General features: G+C 67.0%; 11 protein-coding genes. 8 read left to right on the forward strand and 3 right to left on the reverse strand.

Annotated elements, in window-relative coordinates; translation table 11 throughout:
• Positions 1-247 precede the first annotated feature (247 nt).
• Both B3D50_RS01745 and B3D50_RS01750 read right to left on the reverse strand, forming a co-directional pair.
• A complete protein-coding gene (locus B3D50_RS01745; protein ID WP_286949144.1) occupies positions 248-2,857 on the reverse strand; it encodes a M14 family zinc carboxypeptidase in 2,610 nt (869 codons plus the stop codon).
• Between the two features lie 27 nt (positions 2,858-2,884).
• The gene (locus tag B3D50_RS01750; protein ID WP_286949145.1) at positions 2,885-5,425 is read right to left on the reverse strand and encodes a TonB-dependent receptor; all 2,541 of its coding nucleotides are present in this window, start codon (positions 5,423-5,425) and stop codon (positions 2,885-2,887) included.
• A gap of 372 nt (positions 5,426-5,797) precedes the next feature.
• On the opposite strand from B3D50_RS01750, the gene B3D50_RS01755 reads away from it, so the two are divergent.
• From B3D50_RS01755 to B3D50_RS01770, 4 genes are read left to right on the forward strand one after another with little or no spacing between them, the layout of a single operon-like run.
• Positions 5,798-6,538 carry a hypothetical protein gene (locus B3D50_RS01755; protein WP_286949146.1) on the forward strand — a complete coding sequence of 247 codons (741 nt, stop codon included), beginning with the start codon at positions 5,798-5,800 and terminating at the stop codon, positions 6,536-6,538.
• Positions 6,539-6,586: 48 nt separating this feature from the next.
• Positions 6,587-7,090, forward strand: a complete 504-nt coding sequence (locus B3D50_RS01760; RefSeq protein ID WP_286949147.1) for a hypothetical protein — start codon at positions 6,587-6,589, stop codon at positions 7,088-7,090.
• A 49-nt stretch (positions 7,091-7,139) separates the two neighbouring features.
• Positions 7,140-7,709: a hypothetical protein gene (locus B3D50_RS01765; RefSeq protein WP_286949148.1), complete on the forward strand. Its 570-nt coding sequence runs from the start codon at positions 7,140-7,142 to the stop codon at positions 7,707-7,709.
• A 38-nt stretch (positions 7,710-7,747) separates the two neighbouring features.
• On the forward strand, positions 7,748-8,260 hold the full coding sequence (locus B3D50_RS01770) for a hypothetical protein (protein WP_286949149.1): 513 nt from the start codon (positions 7,748-7,750) through the stop codon (positions 8,258-8,260).
• A gap of 12 nt (positions 8,261-8,272) precedes the next feature.
• On the opposite strand, the gene B3D50_RS01775 is transcribed toward B3D50_RS01770, so the two are convergent.
• A complete protein-coding gene (locus B3D50_RS01775) occupies positions 8,273-8,989 on the reverse strand; it encodes a lysozyme inhibitor LprI family protein (RefSeq protein ID WP_286949150.1) in 717 nt (238 codons plus the stop codon).
• A gap of 141 nt (positions 8,990-9,130) precedes the next feature.
• Here B3D50_RS01775 and B3D50_RS01780 point away from each other — a divergent pair, with 141 nt between their 5' ends.
• The 4 genes from B3D50_RS01780 (at position 9,131) to B3D50_RS01795 (ending at position 14,197) form a co-directional block, all read left to right on the forward strand.
• The gene (locus B3D50_RS01780) at positions 9,131-9,727 is read left to right on the forward strand and encodes a TetR/AcrR family transcriptional regulator (RefSeq protein ID WP_286949151.1); all 597 of its coding nucleotides are present in this window, start codon (positions 9,131-9,133) and stop codon (positions 9,725-9,727) included.
• Between the two features lie 163 nt (positions 9,728-9,890).
• Positions 9,891-10,391, forward strand: a complete 501-nt coding sequence (locus tag B3D50_RS01785) for an RNA polymerase sigma factor (protein WP_286949152.1) — start codon at positions 9,891-9,893, stop codon at positions 10,389-10,391.
• Positions 10,388-11,371 (forward strand): FecR family protein, encoded by a 984-nt coding sequence (locus B3D50_RS01790; RefSeq protein ID WP_286949153.1) that lies wholly within the window; start codon positions 10,388-10,390, stop codon positions 11,369-11,371. Before B3D50_RS01785 ends, B3D50_RS01790 begins: the two co-directional genes overlap by 4 nt.
• Before the next feature lie 129 nt (positions 11,372-11,500).
• Positions 11,501-14,197 (forward strand): TonB-dependent receptor domain-containing protein, encoded by a 2,697-nt coding sequence (locus B3D50_RS01795; RefSeq protein ID WP_286949154.1) that lies wholly within the window; start codon positions 11,501-11,503, stop codon positions 14,195-14,197.
• Positions 14,198-14,291 lie beyond the last annotated feature (94 nt).

The raw sequence follows: 14,291 nt of genomic DNA on the forward strand, positions 1-14,291 counted from the left end.
GGGAACGGCTCAACACCGAGCCGAAAGGGGGTGTCAGCGGCCGTGGCGGCCGAAGACCATCGGGAACCCGCAGGCGGGCGTGGTCTTGTCGATCATCGTGCCCTCCTTTTCCCTAGAACAGCTGGACGCTTCACAAGTAGCAGGTCCAGATTTCGACGACAATGCTTCCGCCGCCCTGGCCTGACGTCGGTTTTCAGCGTAGCGGGCGGCAGCGCCTGCCAGGCGCTACCGCTCTGAATCGGCGCGTCTAGCGTCGTCCGGAACCGCCCAGATGGTTCGACAGGAACAGGGCGTTGATCAGCAGACGCTCCGTGCCCAGCCAGTATTTGCGGTGGGCCGGGTCGTCGGCGAACAGGACGACGTTGCCCGCCCCGATCGGGTTCACCTGGGCCCAGACCGAGCCCGCCGCCTTGGCGCGCAGGGCTTCGGGCAGGTAGCCGTTGACCTGCGGGCTGGTCTCGATCCGCACCACATTGGCGAAGGGATCGGACACGGGCGCCAGGACCACGTCCGTCTCCTTGTTCACGAACAGGTCGCGGCGCGACAGGCCGAAGGCCAGCGGGTGGCTGATATCGACGTCGGCCGACAGGGCGTTGCCCGCCGTGCGCTGCTCGCCCTGGATCGCGCTGCGGTCGGCGTAGTCGCGGCGCTCGATCTCGGCCTTCTTCTCGTCTTCTGAGGCGGCCTGCGGGGCCAGGCCATTGGCGGCGGCCCAGCGTGCGGCGCTGCCGAACACCACCAGAGAGCCGCCCGCCCGCACCCAAGCCTTTAGGGCGTCCACCGTCGGCTGGCTCAGGTTGTCGTAGCGACCGCCGGACAGGACGATGCTGTCATAGTCGCCCAGCGGCACGCGGCCCAACTGGGACGGGTCCAGCCGCGTCGCCGGATAGTTCAGGCGTTCGCTGAGGGCGAACCAGGTCGAGCCGATTTCGGTGGCGTTGACGCCCTCGCCCATGACCAGGGCGATGCGCGGCGCGCGCACGACTTTCACGTTGTCGCTGCCTAGATCGACGCCCGCGACGCTCGCGCCGGTCGAGACGGCGTGGGCGACCACGCCCGCCTCGCGTGCGGCCGTGTCGACGGCGGTGCGCAGGGCGGCGGCGTCCAGCGACTGTCCCGCCGTGGTCACGACCAGGGAGCCGCGCCCGAAGGCGCTGTCGCCCGCCGCCGTCCGCGCGGTCAGCGGCTCGAACGCCGCGCGGACGCGCACGTCCTGACGCAGCAGGGCCGCCAGAACGCGCGGGGCGTTCAGGTCGCGCCAGTCGACGACATAGGCGTAGGCGTCCTGCGGCCCGCTGACGCCGCCGGTTGCGACGGGCGCTTCGGTCACGGCGGACCCGTGGGCGGGGACGCGGCGCAGGCCGTCGCTCTTCAGGCCATAGGCGAGGGCGACGGCGTAGGAGGTGCTGCCGTAGACGCTGCCCTTGGTCGGCGGCGTCCGGTCGAAGATGGAATGCACCAGGCGGAACTGCGGCTGGGCCGAGGGCACGACATAGGCGCTGCCCGGCTCATAGGCGCGTCCGTTCTGCGTCACCCGCTCGGTCAGCGGGTGGACCTGGATGTGGTGGGCCAGCAGCAGGTCCAGCGTCTGGCGCGTCAGGCCCGGATCGGCCGCATCGCCGAAGACGAAGGCCTGGCTGGAATGGCGACGCCCCTGTTCGACGGCCGAACGGAAGAAGTCGCGCTGGAAGGCCTGCAGCCCAGAGCGCTCGGCGACGGCGCCGCGGATGGTGGCCAGACCGACGTTGGTCTGGTTGCGGATGGTGAAGGGGAAGGTCAGCGGGCCGTTGGCCGTGTCCTGCACCAGGCCGCGCGAGCTGGCCTGTTCGACCGTCACCCCGACCCCGCCATGGAAGTCGGGATAGGTCGAGCCGTAGACCGGCGAGAAGTTGTCGAAGACCTCGCGCGTGTAATAGAGCGAGCCGAGGCTATCCAGCGCCTGCGCGTGATAGCGGGCCAGCGTCACGTTCCAGTCGTAGCTGGCGCGCGGCAGCAGGGGGCTTTCCATGCTGGCGGGCGAGGGCTCGAAATAATAGGTGCTGCCCGCGCCCATCTCGTGGAAGTCGATCTGGATGTTGGGCCGCCAGCGGTGGAAGGCCTCCAGCTTGGCGCGCGTCTCTTTCTGCGTCACCGCCAGCCAGTCGCGGTTCAGGTCGGTGAAATAGTGGTTGGTGCGACCGGCGGGCCAGGCCTCGACGTGTTCCTTGTCCAGCGGGTCCGAGACGGCGGGCTGGTTCTTCCAGGCGTTGTGCCAGTTGGCGGCGCGGTCGCGGCCGTCGGGGTTCTGGGCTGGATCGATGACGATCACGGCCTTGTCCAGCCAGTCCAGCACCTCGGGCGAGCGCCCGGCGGCGAGGTAGTAGGCGGTCAGCAGGGCCGCCTCGCCGCTGGAGGTCTCATTGCCGTGGACGCTGTAGAACAGGCCGACGACGACCGGGGCGTCGGCCCCCGCCGCCGGACCGCCGGGATCGCCCGCCGCGATATGGGCGCGCTGAATTTGGTCGATCCGGCCCTGATTGGCGCTCGAGGTGATGACCACGGACAGCAGGGGCCGTTCCTCATAGCTGCGGCCGATCTCCTCGACCGTCACCCGATCCGACAGGCGGGCCAGTTCGCGCAGATAGTCCACGATGCGGTCGTGGCGGGTGTAGTGCGTGCCGATCGGATAGCCGAGGAAGGCTTCCGGTGTCGGGATGGCGGGGTCGAAATCGCCCGCCGCCGCCTGAGGGAAGAAATAGGCGCTCTGGGCCAGGGCCGGAGCGGGCGCCGTCAGGGCGACGCCGCCCAGCAGGATCGCCGCCGCCGCGCCGCCGGTCAGGATGCGACGGAGGGATGAACGGGCGTGTTGAACGCTCATGGTGTCAGGTCTCGATGCGAAAAGGGATCAGAAGCGGACGTCGAAGCCGACGCGGAAGTAGCGCCCGCGCAGATCGTACTGGCCGAAGTCGTAGGGGGCGCGCACGCCGGGGAAGGAGGCGTCGTGCGGCGGCGCTTCGTCCAGCAGGTTCTCGATCTTGGCGTAGAGCGTCACGCGCTCCAGCCCGGACCACGCCGCATACAGATCGAACTGGTGATAGGCGTCCACGCGCGATTGTCCCCCGACTTCCGGCACCTGATCATAACCCGAGGTGTAGTACCAGGTCAGGTTGGCGTCGAAGACGTCGCGGTTCCAGGCCAGCCGCGTCGTCGCCTTGTGCGCCGGCAGGGTCGCGCCCCGGTTCGACCCGGCGTAGTCCAGCAGCGGTCCGCCCGCTGCGTTCGGCCGCTTGTATTCCAGCAGGTGAGTATAGGCGCTGGAGGCGGTGAAGGTCCCCCAACCGTCTGTGCGCCAGCGCTGGCTGAAGTCCACGTCGATGCCCGACGTCTCCAGCGCCGTCAGGTTGCGATAGCGGTTGTAGACGGCCTGCAGCTTGCCGCGTTCGTCGCGGACGACGTCGGCGGGGTCGTTGCCCTGGACGATGGCGGTGGTGTTGCCCGTGCCGATCAGATTGTCGAGCTTGATCTGATACCAGTCGATGCTCAGCGCCGTGTCGCGCGTCGGGGTGAAGACGACGCCCAGATTGTAGGAACGGGTCTTTTCCGGCTCCAGATCGGTGTTGCCGACGGTGAAGAAGGTCGGGCTCTGGCGCGAGTTGGGCAGGTCGGGATCATAGGGGTCGATGACCGAGCCGTAGGAGATCATGGTCGAGGCTGAGTTCTCCGACAGCGACGGCGCCCGGAAACCGCGTGAGGCCGAGGCCCGCAGCGCCAGCCACTCCAGCGGCTTCCAACGCACGCCCGCCTTGGGCGAGAAGGCGCTGCCGAAGTCGCTGTATTCGTCCGCCCGCGCCGCGACCTGGATGTCCAGATTGCTCAGGACCGGGATGTTGAACTCGGCATAGGCGGCCCAGACGTCGCGCTCGCCGTCCACGGCGGCGATGGCGGGGCGGATCTGCAGCCCGGCGTCGATCTGCCACGGATTGCTTGAGACCAGGCTTTCATGCCGGAACTCGACCCCGGCGGCGTAGCCGACCTGACCGGCGGGCAGGTTGAACAGCTCGCCCGAGATCTTGAAGTCGGCCCCATAAAGGCGCGACTCCGCCGGACGCAGGGTCGACAGGCGGATGCCGTCCAGCACGGCCTGCGGCGTGGCGCCCGGATCGTGCAGGTTCAGCGTGCCGTTCGCCAGGGCGTCGGCCAGGTTCCAGCGATGAGCGAAGCCTCCCGACACCGTCTCGCGCTCGTCGCTGCCCGAGGCGAAGACGGCGGCCTCCCAGTCGAAGCGGTCATGGCGCCCGCGCACCCCGGCCAGGGCGCGATAGGACTTGGACTCATTGGTCTTCAGCGTCCGGCCCAGGTCGAAGAAGGTGTATTCGATCGGCGTGGCGACGCCGTAGGGATTGTAGGGATTATTGGCGGGCAGCAGGTTCGACACCGGCTCGGCCAGCCCGGTCTGGGCGTTCAGCGCGAACCGTCCGCCCTCCAGCGTGAAGAAGGGGCTGGAGCCGAACAGGGACGCCCCCTCGACATAGGAATAGAGCACCTCGCCGAAGGCCTCGATCTGCGGCGTCAGGCGCTTGGTCCCGAACAGATAGGCCTGATAGCGGTCGGTCGAGGGGATCAGCGTCGTGTGCGGCGCCAGATTGATGGCGCAGGTGTCGCCGGCCAGGCCGTCGATCGGGGCGCTGGCGGTCAGCACCATGCCCTCGGGGCACTGGCCCTGGGCGTCTAGGAAGGGCACGGACCGGCCGTCGACCATGAAGCGTGCCCCCTTGGCCGACCAGCCGTTCCAGCGTCCGCCGGGCAGGTCGGTATAGATGCCCGACTTGGTCAGGTCGCGCTGGTCCTGATCCAGCCGGTTGCGAGTATAGGCCTCCAGCGTCAACAGAATGTTGTAGCCGTCCGTCTCCAGATCGCCGTGGCCGGCGACCAGTTTGGCGGTCGAGGTCTCCAGCTCGCCCTGACCGGCGACGCCGAAGCTGGCGCCGAACTCAAGCCCCTGGAAATTCTGGCGGGTGATGATATTGGTGACGCTCGCCACCGCGTCCGAGCCATAGACGGCCGAGGCGCCGTCCTTCAGCACCTCCAGCCGCTGGGTCGCCACCATCGGCAGGGCGTTCAGGTTGACGAAGGTGTCCGACAGGCCGCCGCCGGGAAAGCCGTAGTTGGCCACGCGCCGTCCGTTCAGCAGCACCAGGATGTTCTTCTGCGACAGGCCGCGCAGGCCGATGCCCGCCGCGCCGGACGACCAGCCGCTGTTCTGGGTCTCGTTCGAGCCGTTGCCGGTGTTGGCCGAGATCGAGCGCAGCAGGTCCGCCGTCGTCGACTTGCCCGAGCTTTCCAGTTCTTCGCGCCCGATCACCTGAACCGGGTTGAAGCCCTCGGTGTTGGCGCGGCGGATGTTGGAGCCTGTCACGACGACATCCGAGACGGAGTAGGTCGACATCGTTGCGGATTGATCTGTTAGATTCTCAGAGACTTTCCCGTGTGCGGCGCTGCACGCTCCAGCGGCTGAGAAGAAGGCGAGAACGGTCAGGGATGGCCTGATCATGGAAATGCTGCACCGCAATAAAAGTCACAATTGGGCGCGCAATAAGGCACGTGAGCGGCGTGTTTCTAATGTAGAATTTCTAATTTCATGACGAGTTTTTGTGGCCGAGATCGCACGGCGGCGCGGTCCGGCGGTCCGGACGTGCAAGCCCTGATCGCGCGATGAAAAAGGCGGGTTGTCATCGATTATGAACAGTGTTTAATTGTCTTCGCGCCACGCGTTGCGGCGTTAGTCGATCCCTGTCTCCTGTCGAGAAACGAGTCTCGTATGCCATCCTCAAAGACCATCGCCGCAGTGTGTCTCGCTGCGTTCGCCGTGGCCGCGGCGCTGCCGGCGTCGGCTCAGTCGTTGATCGAAATCCAGGATGTGGACCGTGACAACGTCATCGCGGGAACGCCGGCCGCCTTTGTCGTCGCCTTCCCTGAGGCTCAACGGAACGAGGCGGTGCGAAAGGTCGGCGACGACGTCTACAGCTTTGTGCCGCTGGCCTTCATCCCGCTGTCCGACACGCGCGTCGCCCTGGTGAGCACGGGAGCCAATGAATGCACGGGGCAGGCCTGCAGCGGCATGAACGCGGTCCACTATCTCGACCATGACGCGGGCGCGCCGCGCTACCCTTATACGCTTCAGGGCGAGTGGCTGGATGTCGGCGCGGCGGGCGTGGTCGGCAACCCGGCTCTGCGATGGGGCTGGACGAAGGCGATCGCGGCCAATCCGGTCCTCTATACCGAGGCTGGCGGCGTGTGGCAGGGGCGCGGGTGCGGCTATGCCGAACTGACGGAGTTGACCCCGTCCGGCCCGGTGCGGATCGCGCGCATCCAGACCTATTTCTCGGACGCCAGCGCCGATGACGGCGAGGCGGGCGTCGACGGGGTGATCACGGCCGCCGACCAGGGCCGCAGCTTCACGGTGTCCTACACCGGCTCCGCCAGCTTCAAAGAGACCTACACCCGCAGCGCCGACGGCCAGTTTCGACTGGACAGCCAGAGCCGCGTTCCCGCCTGCTGAGACGACATCAGCGTCGCCGCGGCGACGCCAGAGACCAAGGAGGTCTGCGTGCGTATTTTCATGATGAGCCTGACTGCGGCCGCTTCCCTGGCGGCGACGGGCGCCGTCGCTCAAAGCGCCGTCTGCACGTCGCTGGACAAGGGCGATCTGTCCATCGGCCAGACGCTGTCGCAGGCGCAACAGCAGCAGCTTCGCGAGCAGGCGCCCGTGGGCGCCCTGCATTGCGGCCGGACGGGCTGTACGGCAGCGGCGTCGGATGGGGTGAGCTACAGCTGGCGGCGCGACGGCCGGATCGTCGGCAAGACGATCGAAATGTCCGCGCCGACGACCCTGCCGGGCTGGCGCGGCGAGATCGATCAGGCGTTCGCCGATCGCCTGGGTCGGGCGACGTGCACGCGTTTCACCGTGTTTGACGATGAACTCGACGGCGGCCGTTCGATGAAGAGCGCGCCGTTTGCGACGTCGCAAGGGCAGACGATCACCGCCAGCCTCTTCGGGCGCGGAACCCCTGAAGAGCCGCTGACGATCGAGATGCGCGCCGTGGATCAATAATCCTGCCCTTGTGGGAGGAGCAGTCGTTCAAGCGTCGAAGGAAATTTGCATGACCAGAACCTCGCTCGCGCTCGCCCTGGCGGCGACGCTCGCCGCCCGCTCGCAGGCCGAAGAGGGGGCTGCCGTCGCGCCGACCCCGGCTGAAGCCGATGCCCCGGCGTCGTCCGCAGCGCCGGTCGCTGCGCCTGACCGGAACGGCGAGGCGCCGCCGCTGTCGGCCTATGTCGGCAAGCATCCGACCGAGCCGGTGCAGGGCGTCACCTTCTTCCAGCACCCGGACGTGCGCGCGGCCATCGTCGCCTCGGGCGTGGATCGCGACATCCAGAAGTCCATCGTCTTTGACGGCAACGTCGTCGGCGTGGTGACGGAGACGCGCGGACGGCTGTTGCTTCACGGCTATGATCCGGCGGGCGCCGGGTCGACGAACTGGGCCATTCTGATGATCCCGGACGGCAGCAAGGCGGCGGTCTGCTACTCCACCGGCATCGTCGGTTATGAGAAGGGCGCCGACTGGTATTTCGAGGGCGATGTGGCCTTCACCCTCTACACGCCCTGTCCCTCCGAGGAAGGCGATATGGAATCGCTGAGCAACTGGCCGATCGGCCCCATTCCGGGCTGAGGCCGGGAAAGGCGCGTATGTTTTGCAAGGGGCATCTGATGGCGCTTCGTCGTTTCGCGAGCGGGTTGGTTGCGACGCTGGTCATGAGCGCGGCCGGCGTCGCCGCGGCTCAACCCGCCGGGGCCGACGAAGAGGCCGCCAGGGCCGCCCTGAAGGAATGGATGGCGGCCAGCCCCGAGTACGCCAAGCTCCAGTATGACTTGGTCAAGGCTCAGGCGGGGCTGGCCGTCCGTATCGAGCGATTGGTCATGATCGGGCTGCTGTGTGAGCGTTTGTCGGAGGACGACAGCCGCCTAATCATCGACAGCGCCCGCGAGGAGATGGCCTTCGGCCTGTCCGTGCTGTCCGAAGCGCAGCAGGCGGATTTCGCCCTATACTACGAAGGGTTGCGGCAGGGCGCGCTGGTCGCCGCCGCCCCTGAGCCTCCCCGCCCCGAAGCGTGCGAGGACTTCGCCAAGCCGGGCGGGACTTTGGTCAAGTTGCTGACCTGGACCGGGCGCCGACAGTTCATCAGCCCAGGCGTTCTCGCCAGCCCGAGGACCATCCCTTAAAGGCCGCGCGGATCATCGCGACGGGTCCGGCAGACGCACCGCCTGGAAGTAGGTTCCCGAGAGCGTGCCGCCCGAACCGCAATAGGGGACAGCGTCGGCGCCGTTCTCGATCGTCTCCTTGACGACAAGCGTCGCGCCCTGGGCCTTCACATTCAGCGACCAGGCGGCGGCGCCGCTGATGTCGTCAAAGCGCGCTTCGTCCTCTTCGATCCAGTCGCCGCTGCCGTCCGCCTCGCAGGACCAGCCATCGCCGCGCGGGTCGGCGGCCGTGGCCGTGAACGTCAGGACGCCGGTCGCCCATTGGTTGACGACGATCTCGCCGTTGAGATTGCGCCAGCGGCCGACCACGCTGACGAGCGGGTCGTTGCCCAGATCGGTCAGGAATGCTTCACGCCGCGTCAGTTGATCGGTCAGTTCTTCGATCAGCTCGGCGCCCGTCAGCCGCGCGCCGACCGCGTTGCGGGCCGCAAGAAAGGCGCGCTGGTCGCGACGAAGCGCCTCGGCGCTTTCGGCATCATAGGCCCGGATCGCGGCCCTATAGTGTTCGGCGATCTTTGCATCCAATGCGGTCAGGGCCGGGGTCGCGCAGATGGCGGTCTCGACCGGACCGGAGGCGCGGCGGCAGTTGGCGCTTTCGGCGGCGGCAGGCGCGGCGATCGAGGCCGCCAGGGCGGCGCCGAGAAGCAGGGCAGCGGTCGAAGCGGACGACGGGAAGCGAAACGCGGTCATGGGAAGCCTCAAGGCGGATGCGGGAGGGCGCGAAAGCACCCTGTCAGGCGCAATTCATATCCTTAAATGAGCGTTGATCAATAAAAAACGAAAACTGATGTTTCTTCCCGCTCTCTGCATAGCTTCTGCTATGCAGGGTTAATGGGAAGGCGATCGGATCATACGCGGCAGGAGCTGGAGCGGCTTTTCGTGGTCGAGGGCCACAAGCACATGGCCGAGGTGGGCTTTGCGCGCTTCTCGGCGCGCGAGGTGGCCAAGCGCGTCGGCTATTCGATCGGCACCCTCTACAATGTGTTCGGAACGCTGGATCAGCTGCTGATCGCCATCAACACGCGGACCTTCCAGCTCTGGGCGGAAGAGGTGCGGCAGGCGCTGGAAGGCAGCGGCTCAGACCGCATCCGATGCCTGGTCGAAGCCTATTTCGGCTTCGCACGCGCCAATCCCCATAGCTGGCGCGCCATCTATGAGCACCATTTGCCCCCGGACGTGGCCCTGACCGATGAGCAGAACCAGCGTCGCGGCGACCTGACCCAGATCATCGTCAACGAGGTGACGGCGGTCCTGCCGGCGAAGGCGCAGGTGGGCGCACCGCGTCTGGCGCGTTCGCTGATCGCCGTGGTTCACGGCCACTGTGTCTTCGACCTGAACGGCAGCTTCGCTCTGATGAACATCGAAGAGCCTGTCGAACTGGCGCTGGAACGTGTCCGCGAAAGCCTGTCTCAGGCCGGTGCGGCCTAGCGACCGCCTGTTCGCAGCCGACGTTGCAAGCGGTCTTCACGAAACTGGCGCGAGACGGTGAGCATTCTGTCGCCTCGGCGGGGCAAGTCAGGCGTGGGGATGGCGTTCTGGCAGGGTCATGGCGGACGGACGACAGGCGAGGGGGCGGCGCGAGGGGCGCTCCTTGAACTATCTGCTGGCGCGCTATGGCGTGGAAATCCGCACGGCGTTGGTGCGCCGCTATGGGTCTCAGCAGGATGGGGTGGACGACGCCCTGCAGCAGGCCTTTCTGCGGTTCAGCACGCTGGAGAACCAGGACAAGGTCGCAGACCCGCGCGCCTTCCTGTTCGTCATGGCGCGCAACGCCCTGAAGGACGCCATCCGTCGCGCCGACAGCCAGAAGCGACGTTGGAAGGCCTTGGCCGAGGCTACGCCGCCGCAGCATGAAATCAGCCCGGAGGAGGCTCTGTTGAGGCGCGAGGAGCAGGAAGTACTGGATCGCGAAATTCAGGCGTTGGACCCGGACGCGCGTGAACTGCTCCGGATGAGCCGCATCGAAGGCCTGACCTATGCGGAAATCTCGCGATTGACGGGACGCTCTGCGGCGGACATCAGCCGCACGATCGCGCGGACGTTGATCGAATTGCGTCGCGCCATTCAGGTGCGCGGGACGGAGGCGGCATGACGGCGCGGAGTGATGCGCCGCCGATCGAGCAGGCGCTGGAATGGCTGGCGCTGCGCTGTGGCGGCCAGACAAGCGCGGCGGATCGCCGGGCGTTCGAGGCCTGGCTGGCGGCGTCGCCGGATCACGCGGCGGCCTATGCAGAGGCTGAGGCCCTGTGGGCGCGGCTGGACTGGTCGGAGGCGCTGAACCGGCAGAGCTTGAACCATGCGATCGAGACGTCTGCGCCAAAGCCGATGATGCGTCGAAAGGCGCCTCTGTCGCGACGGGGGCTCATGGCGATGGCGGCTGGGCTCGGCGCGGCGACGCTGACGCCGTTGGCGCTGCACCTGTCCAGCGGAGAGCGGCGCCGGTTCGAGACCGAGGTGGGCGAGATCCGTCATCTGTCGTTGGAGGACGGCTCGCGCGTGTCCCTGGGCGGGCGTTCGGTGCTGGCGACGCGCGTCGGCGACCGGGTGCGCCGGATGCGGCTGGACGAGGGCGAAGCCTTCTTTGATGTGGCGCGGGATGAGACGCGGGTCTTCACCGTGATCGGCGCGGGGCTGAAGGCCGAGGCGCTGGGCACCGCCTTCGAGGTGCGTTTGGGCGACCACGGGCCGGAAGTCTTTGTCGAAGAGGGGCGGGTGCGCGTGACGGCCATCGCCACGGGCGAGCAGACCGTCATCGGCGCAGGCGAGCGCGCGGCCCTGCGCGGCGGGACGCTGAAACGGGCGGCGATCAATCCGGCGGGCGTCGCGCCCTGGCGGCGTCAGCGTTTCAGCTTCATCGACCAGCCGTTGTCGGAAGTCGTGGCCGAGGTGAACCGCTATTATCGGCCGGGCGTGACGATCGCCTCGCCTAAGTTGGGCGGGCGCAAGGTGACCGCCGCCTTCACCATCGAGCAGATTCCGCAAGCTCTGGAGAGTCTGGCGCAGGAGCTGGACGGCCATCTGGTGCGCCGTCGGAACGCCGAGGGCGAAATCCAAATGATGCTGAAAAGCTGAGTTATCTTGAAGCTTTAGTGAAATCGACAGGCGGGTTGGAAGGACGAGCGTCGGCTTGCGTCTAGGCGGTGTCGAAGCTGTTGGGGGCCGTGTCGGCTGCAGGCTTCACGCAACGTCCAGGGGATAGAATTGACCGTTCATCGTTCCAGGCTGAAGGCCGTCGCCACGTCTTCCGCCGCCGTTTTCGTGCTTGCCGCCGCCGCCATGCCCGCCATGGCCCAGGCCCCGTCACGCCCGGCCGCCGCCGCACAGGTTCACACCATCCGCATTGAGGCCCAGTCGCTGGACCGGGCGGTGGTCGCCCTGGCCGAACAGACGGGGACGGTGATCGTCGCCGCGGGCGTTACGCTGGACAACCGTCGTTCGAGCGTGCTGACCGGCTCGATGACGGCGGCGGAGGCCCTGGCGCGTCTGCTGGAAGGCGCCAATCTGACGTTCCGGCGCGATCCGAACGGCGCCTTCGTCATCGTTTCGGCCGCCGAGGCGCGGGCTGAGACGACCCAGATCGGCGACGTGGTCGTCACCGCCCGTTTCGACCCGCTGAGCCGCCTTCAGAAGGGCGCGACCGACAGCTTCACCGGCCTGGACCGTTCGCTGCTGGAGACGCCGCGCTCGGCCTCGCGCGTCAGTTCGGACACCATCGCCCGCTATGGGATGGAGAATGTCGACGATCTGGTCGCCGCCGTGCCGGGCGCCTATACGGCCAGCTTCTTCGGCGTGCCGGGCAATCTGAACGTGCGCGGCACCCTGGCCGACACCTATTTCCAGGGCTTCAAGCGGATCGAGAACCGGGGCAGCTTTTCGTCCAACCTGGGCGCCGCCGCCTATGTCGAGGTGCTGCGCGGGCCGTCCTCGCCCATCTATGGTCCCGGCAAGGTCGGCGGCCTGCTGAACTTCGTGCCCAAGTCGGCGCGCGGCGTCGATGCGCGCTATGCTGATGAGATGAGCGGCGGCGTCAACGTCACCGTCGGCTCCTACGGACGGCGCAATGCGGCGGCGGATCTGGTGGTCCCGGTCGGCGAAGGCGGCATCGCCCTGTATGTCGAGCGCGAGGACTCGGACTCCTATTACCGCAATATCCATCCCGAGCACCTGAACCTTCAGGCCACCTATGTCGGCGATTTCGGCAGCGGCTGGTCGGGCGAAGTCAATCTGATGCACTTTGAGGAATCGGGCCGCATCCAGTCGCCGGGCTGGAACCGGGTGACGCAGAACCTGATCGACAACGGCACCTACATCACCGGACGGGACACCGATCTGGTCGATCTGGATGGCTCGGGCATGATCGAATACGGCGAGATCGACGCCGCTTTCGGATCGTGGGGCGGGACGTCCAACATTCGCCAGATCAAGGAATATGGCGGTAAGAACAATCCGAAATTCGCTCTCGATGAAGGCGTCGGCACGACGACATTGAGCCGCCGCAACGTCATGGCGGACGACGCCGACTATAATGACAGCCGCACCTTCACCGCCTATGCGGGGCTGCAGAAGGAGATGGCGAACGGCTCGGTGCTGGCCTTCAAGGCCTTCATGGACGACATCGAGAACCAGCGCTTCACCAGCTTCGGCTTCGCCGCCGACTATGACGCCCGCGCCCTCGAAGGCCGCGTGACCTACAGCTTCCCCTCGCGCTTCGGCCAGCACGTCAGCGCCGATACCGTCGTCGGCGCCGGTTATCGCGACCATACGGCCAAGCAGTATGAAAGCTTCCTGTCCGGCTATATCGCCCTGAACCGTCGCGACCTGTCGCACGGCTCGACGGCGGGCGACCGGATCGCCGCCCCCCTGATGAAGGACGGGGTGCAGATGTGGGACTCGCGGCACGAGATGGAGTGGAACAGCCGCTCGGTCTTCGCCATGAGCGACATCACCATCTTCGATCGTTTCAGCATCCTGGCCGGGCTGCGCTGGGACGACTACGACCTGAAGGCGATCAACAGGGGCGAGACGGTCTTCGGCCTGAAGGATACGTGGGTCGAGAACGGCAAGGCGGCGATGACCTGGTCGCTGTCGGCGCGCTATGAGACGCCCTGGGGCCTGACCCCCTATGTGACCTTCGCCGAGCCGCGCTCGCTGGAATCGACCCAGACGGGCGGCGTGTCGGTCGGCACGGTAACGAGCAACCTGTTCATCTCGCCGTCGGAACTGAAGGAAGTCGGCGTCAAATTCTCGCTGTTGGACGGCGCCCTGTTCGGCGGAGCCGCCTATTATGAGCAGTTCCGTCGCCGAACGGACATGCTGGGCAACGTCAGCGGCAACACCTCGGAAGGCTTCGAGCTGGAAGCTCACTGGCTGGCGACCGACAGGCTCAGCTTCACCACGGCGCTGACGCTGCAGGAGACGCGGGTGGATGCGCCCGGCAAGGGTAAGGGCGAGTATCTGGAGCTGCGTCCCGAGCAGTTCGGTCTGGATCCCGCCTCGGCCTATGGCGGCACCTTTGCGGTGAACAACGCCGGAACTTTCGCCGAGTTGGCCGACGGCTATGTGGTCCGCACCATGCCCGACACCGTGTTCAGCCTGTTCGGCGCCTATACGACCGAGCCGTTCAGTCTGATGGGAACGGAAGCCAGCGCGGGCTTCACCGCCGGGGCCACCTATGTCTCGGAAACGGGCGGCGTCTTCGAGAACAGCCTGCGTCTGCCCGCCTATACCCTGGCCAAGGCGGCGGCCTATGTGAAGGTGCGCAACGTCACCGTCTCGGCCAACATCGATAATCTGTTCGACGAGGAATACTTCACCCCGTCAGCCGAGGTTTACAAGGAAGTCGCCGTCATGCCCGGCCTGCCGCGCATGTTCCGGGTGAACCTGGCCTATCGCTTCTAAGGTCCGATGACGTATTCGGCGGCTGAGCCCTCTCGGCCGCCGGATCGCCTTTTCGCGCCGCCAGCACGGCGCCTCTCGAACGAAAGAACAGGTT

The sequence above is a fragment of the Brevundimonas sp. UBA7507 genome, assembly GCF_002478355.1.
In the GTDB taxonomy this organism is placed as follows: domain Bacteria; phylum Pseudomonadota; class Alphaproteobacteria; order Caulobacterales; family Caulobacteraceae; genus Brevundimonas; species Brevundimonas diminuta_D.

Coding starts and splice junctions, on each gene's coding strand:
- B3D50_RS01745 (WP_286949144.1), bottom strand. CDS start 2,857: ATGAGCGTTCAACACGCCCGTTCATCCCTCCGTCGCATCCTGACCGGC.
- B3D50_RS01750 (WP_286949145.1), bottom strand. CDS start 5,425: ATGTCGACCTACTCCGTCTCGGATGTCGTCGTGACAGGCTCCAACATC.
- B3D50_RS01755 (WP_286949146.1), top strand. CDS start 5,798: ATGCCATCCTCAAAGACCATCGCCGCAGTGTGTCTCGCTGCGTTCGCC.
- B3D50_RS01765 (WP_286949148.1), top strand. CDS start 7,140: ATGACCAGAACCTCGCTCGCGCTCGCCCTGGCGGCGACGCTCGCCGCC.
- B3D50_RS01770 (WP_286949149.1), top strand. CDS start 7,748: ATGGCGCTTCGTCGTTTCGCGAGCGGGTTGGTTGCGACGCTGGTCATG.
- B3D50_RS01775 (WP_286949150.1), bottom strand. CDS start 8,989: ATGACCGCGTTTCGCTTCCCGTCGTCCGCTTCGACCGCTGCCCTGCTT.
- B3D50_RS01780 (WP_286949151.1), top strand. CDS start 9,131: ATGGGAAGGCGATCGGATCATACGCGGCAGGAGCTGGAGCGGCTTTTC.
- B3D50_RS01790 (WP_286949153.1), top strand. CDS start 10,388: ATGACGGCGCGGAGTGATGCGCCGCCGATCGAGCAGGCGCTGGAATGG.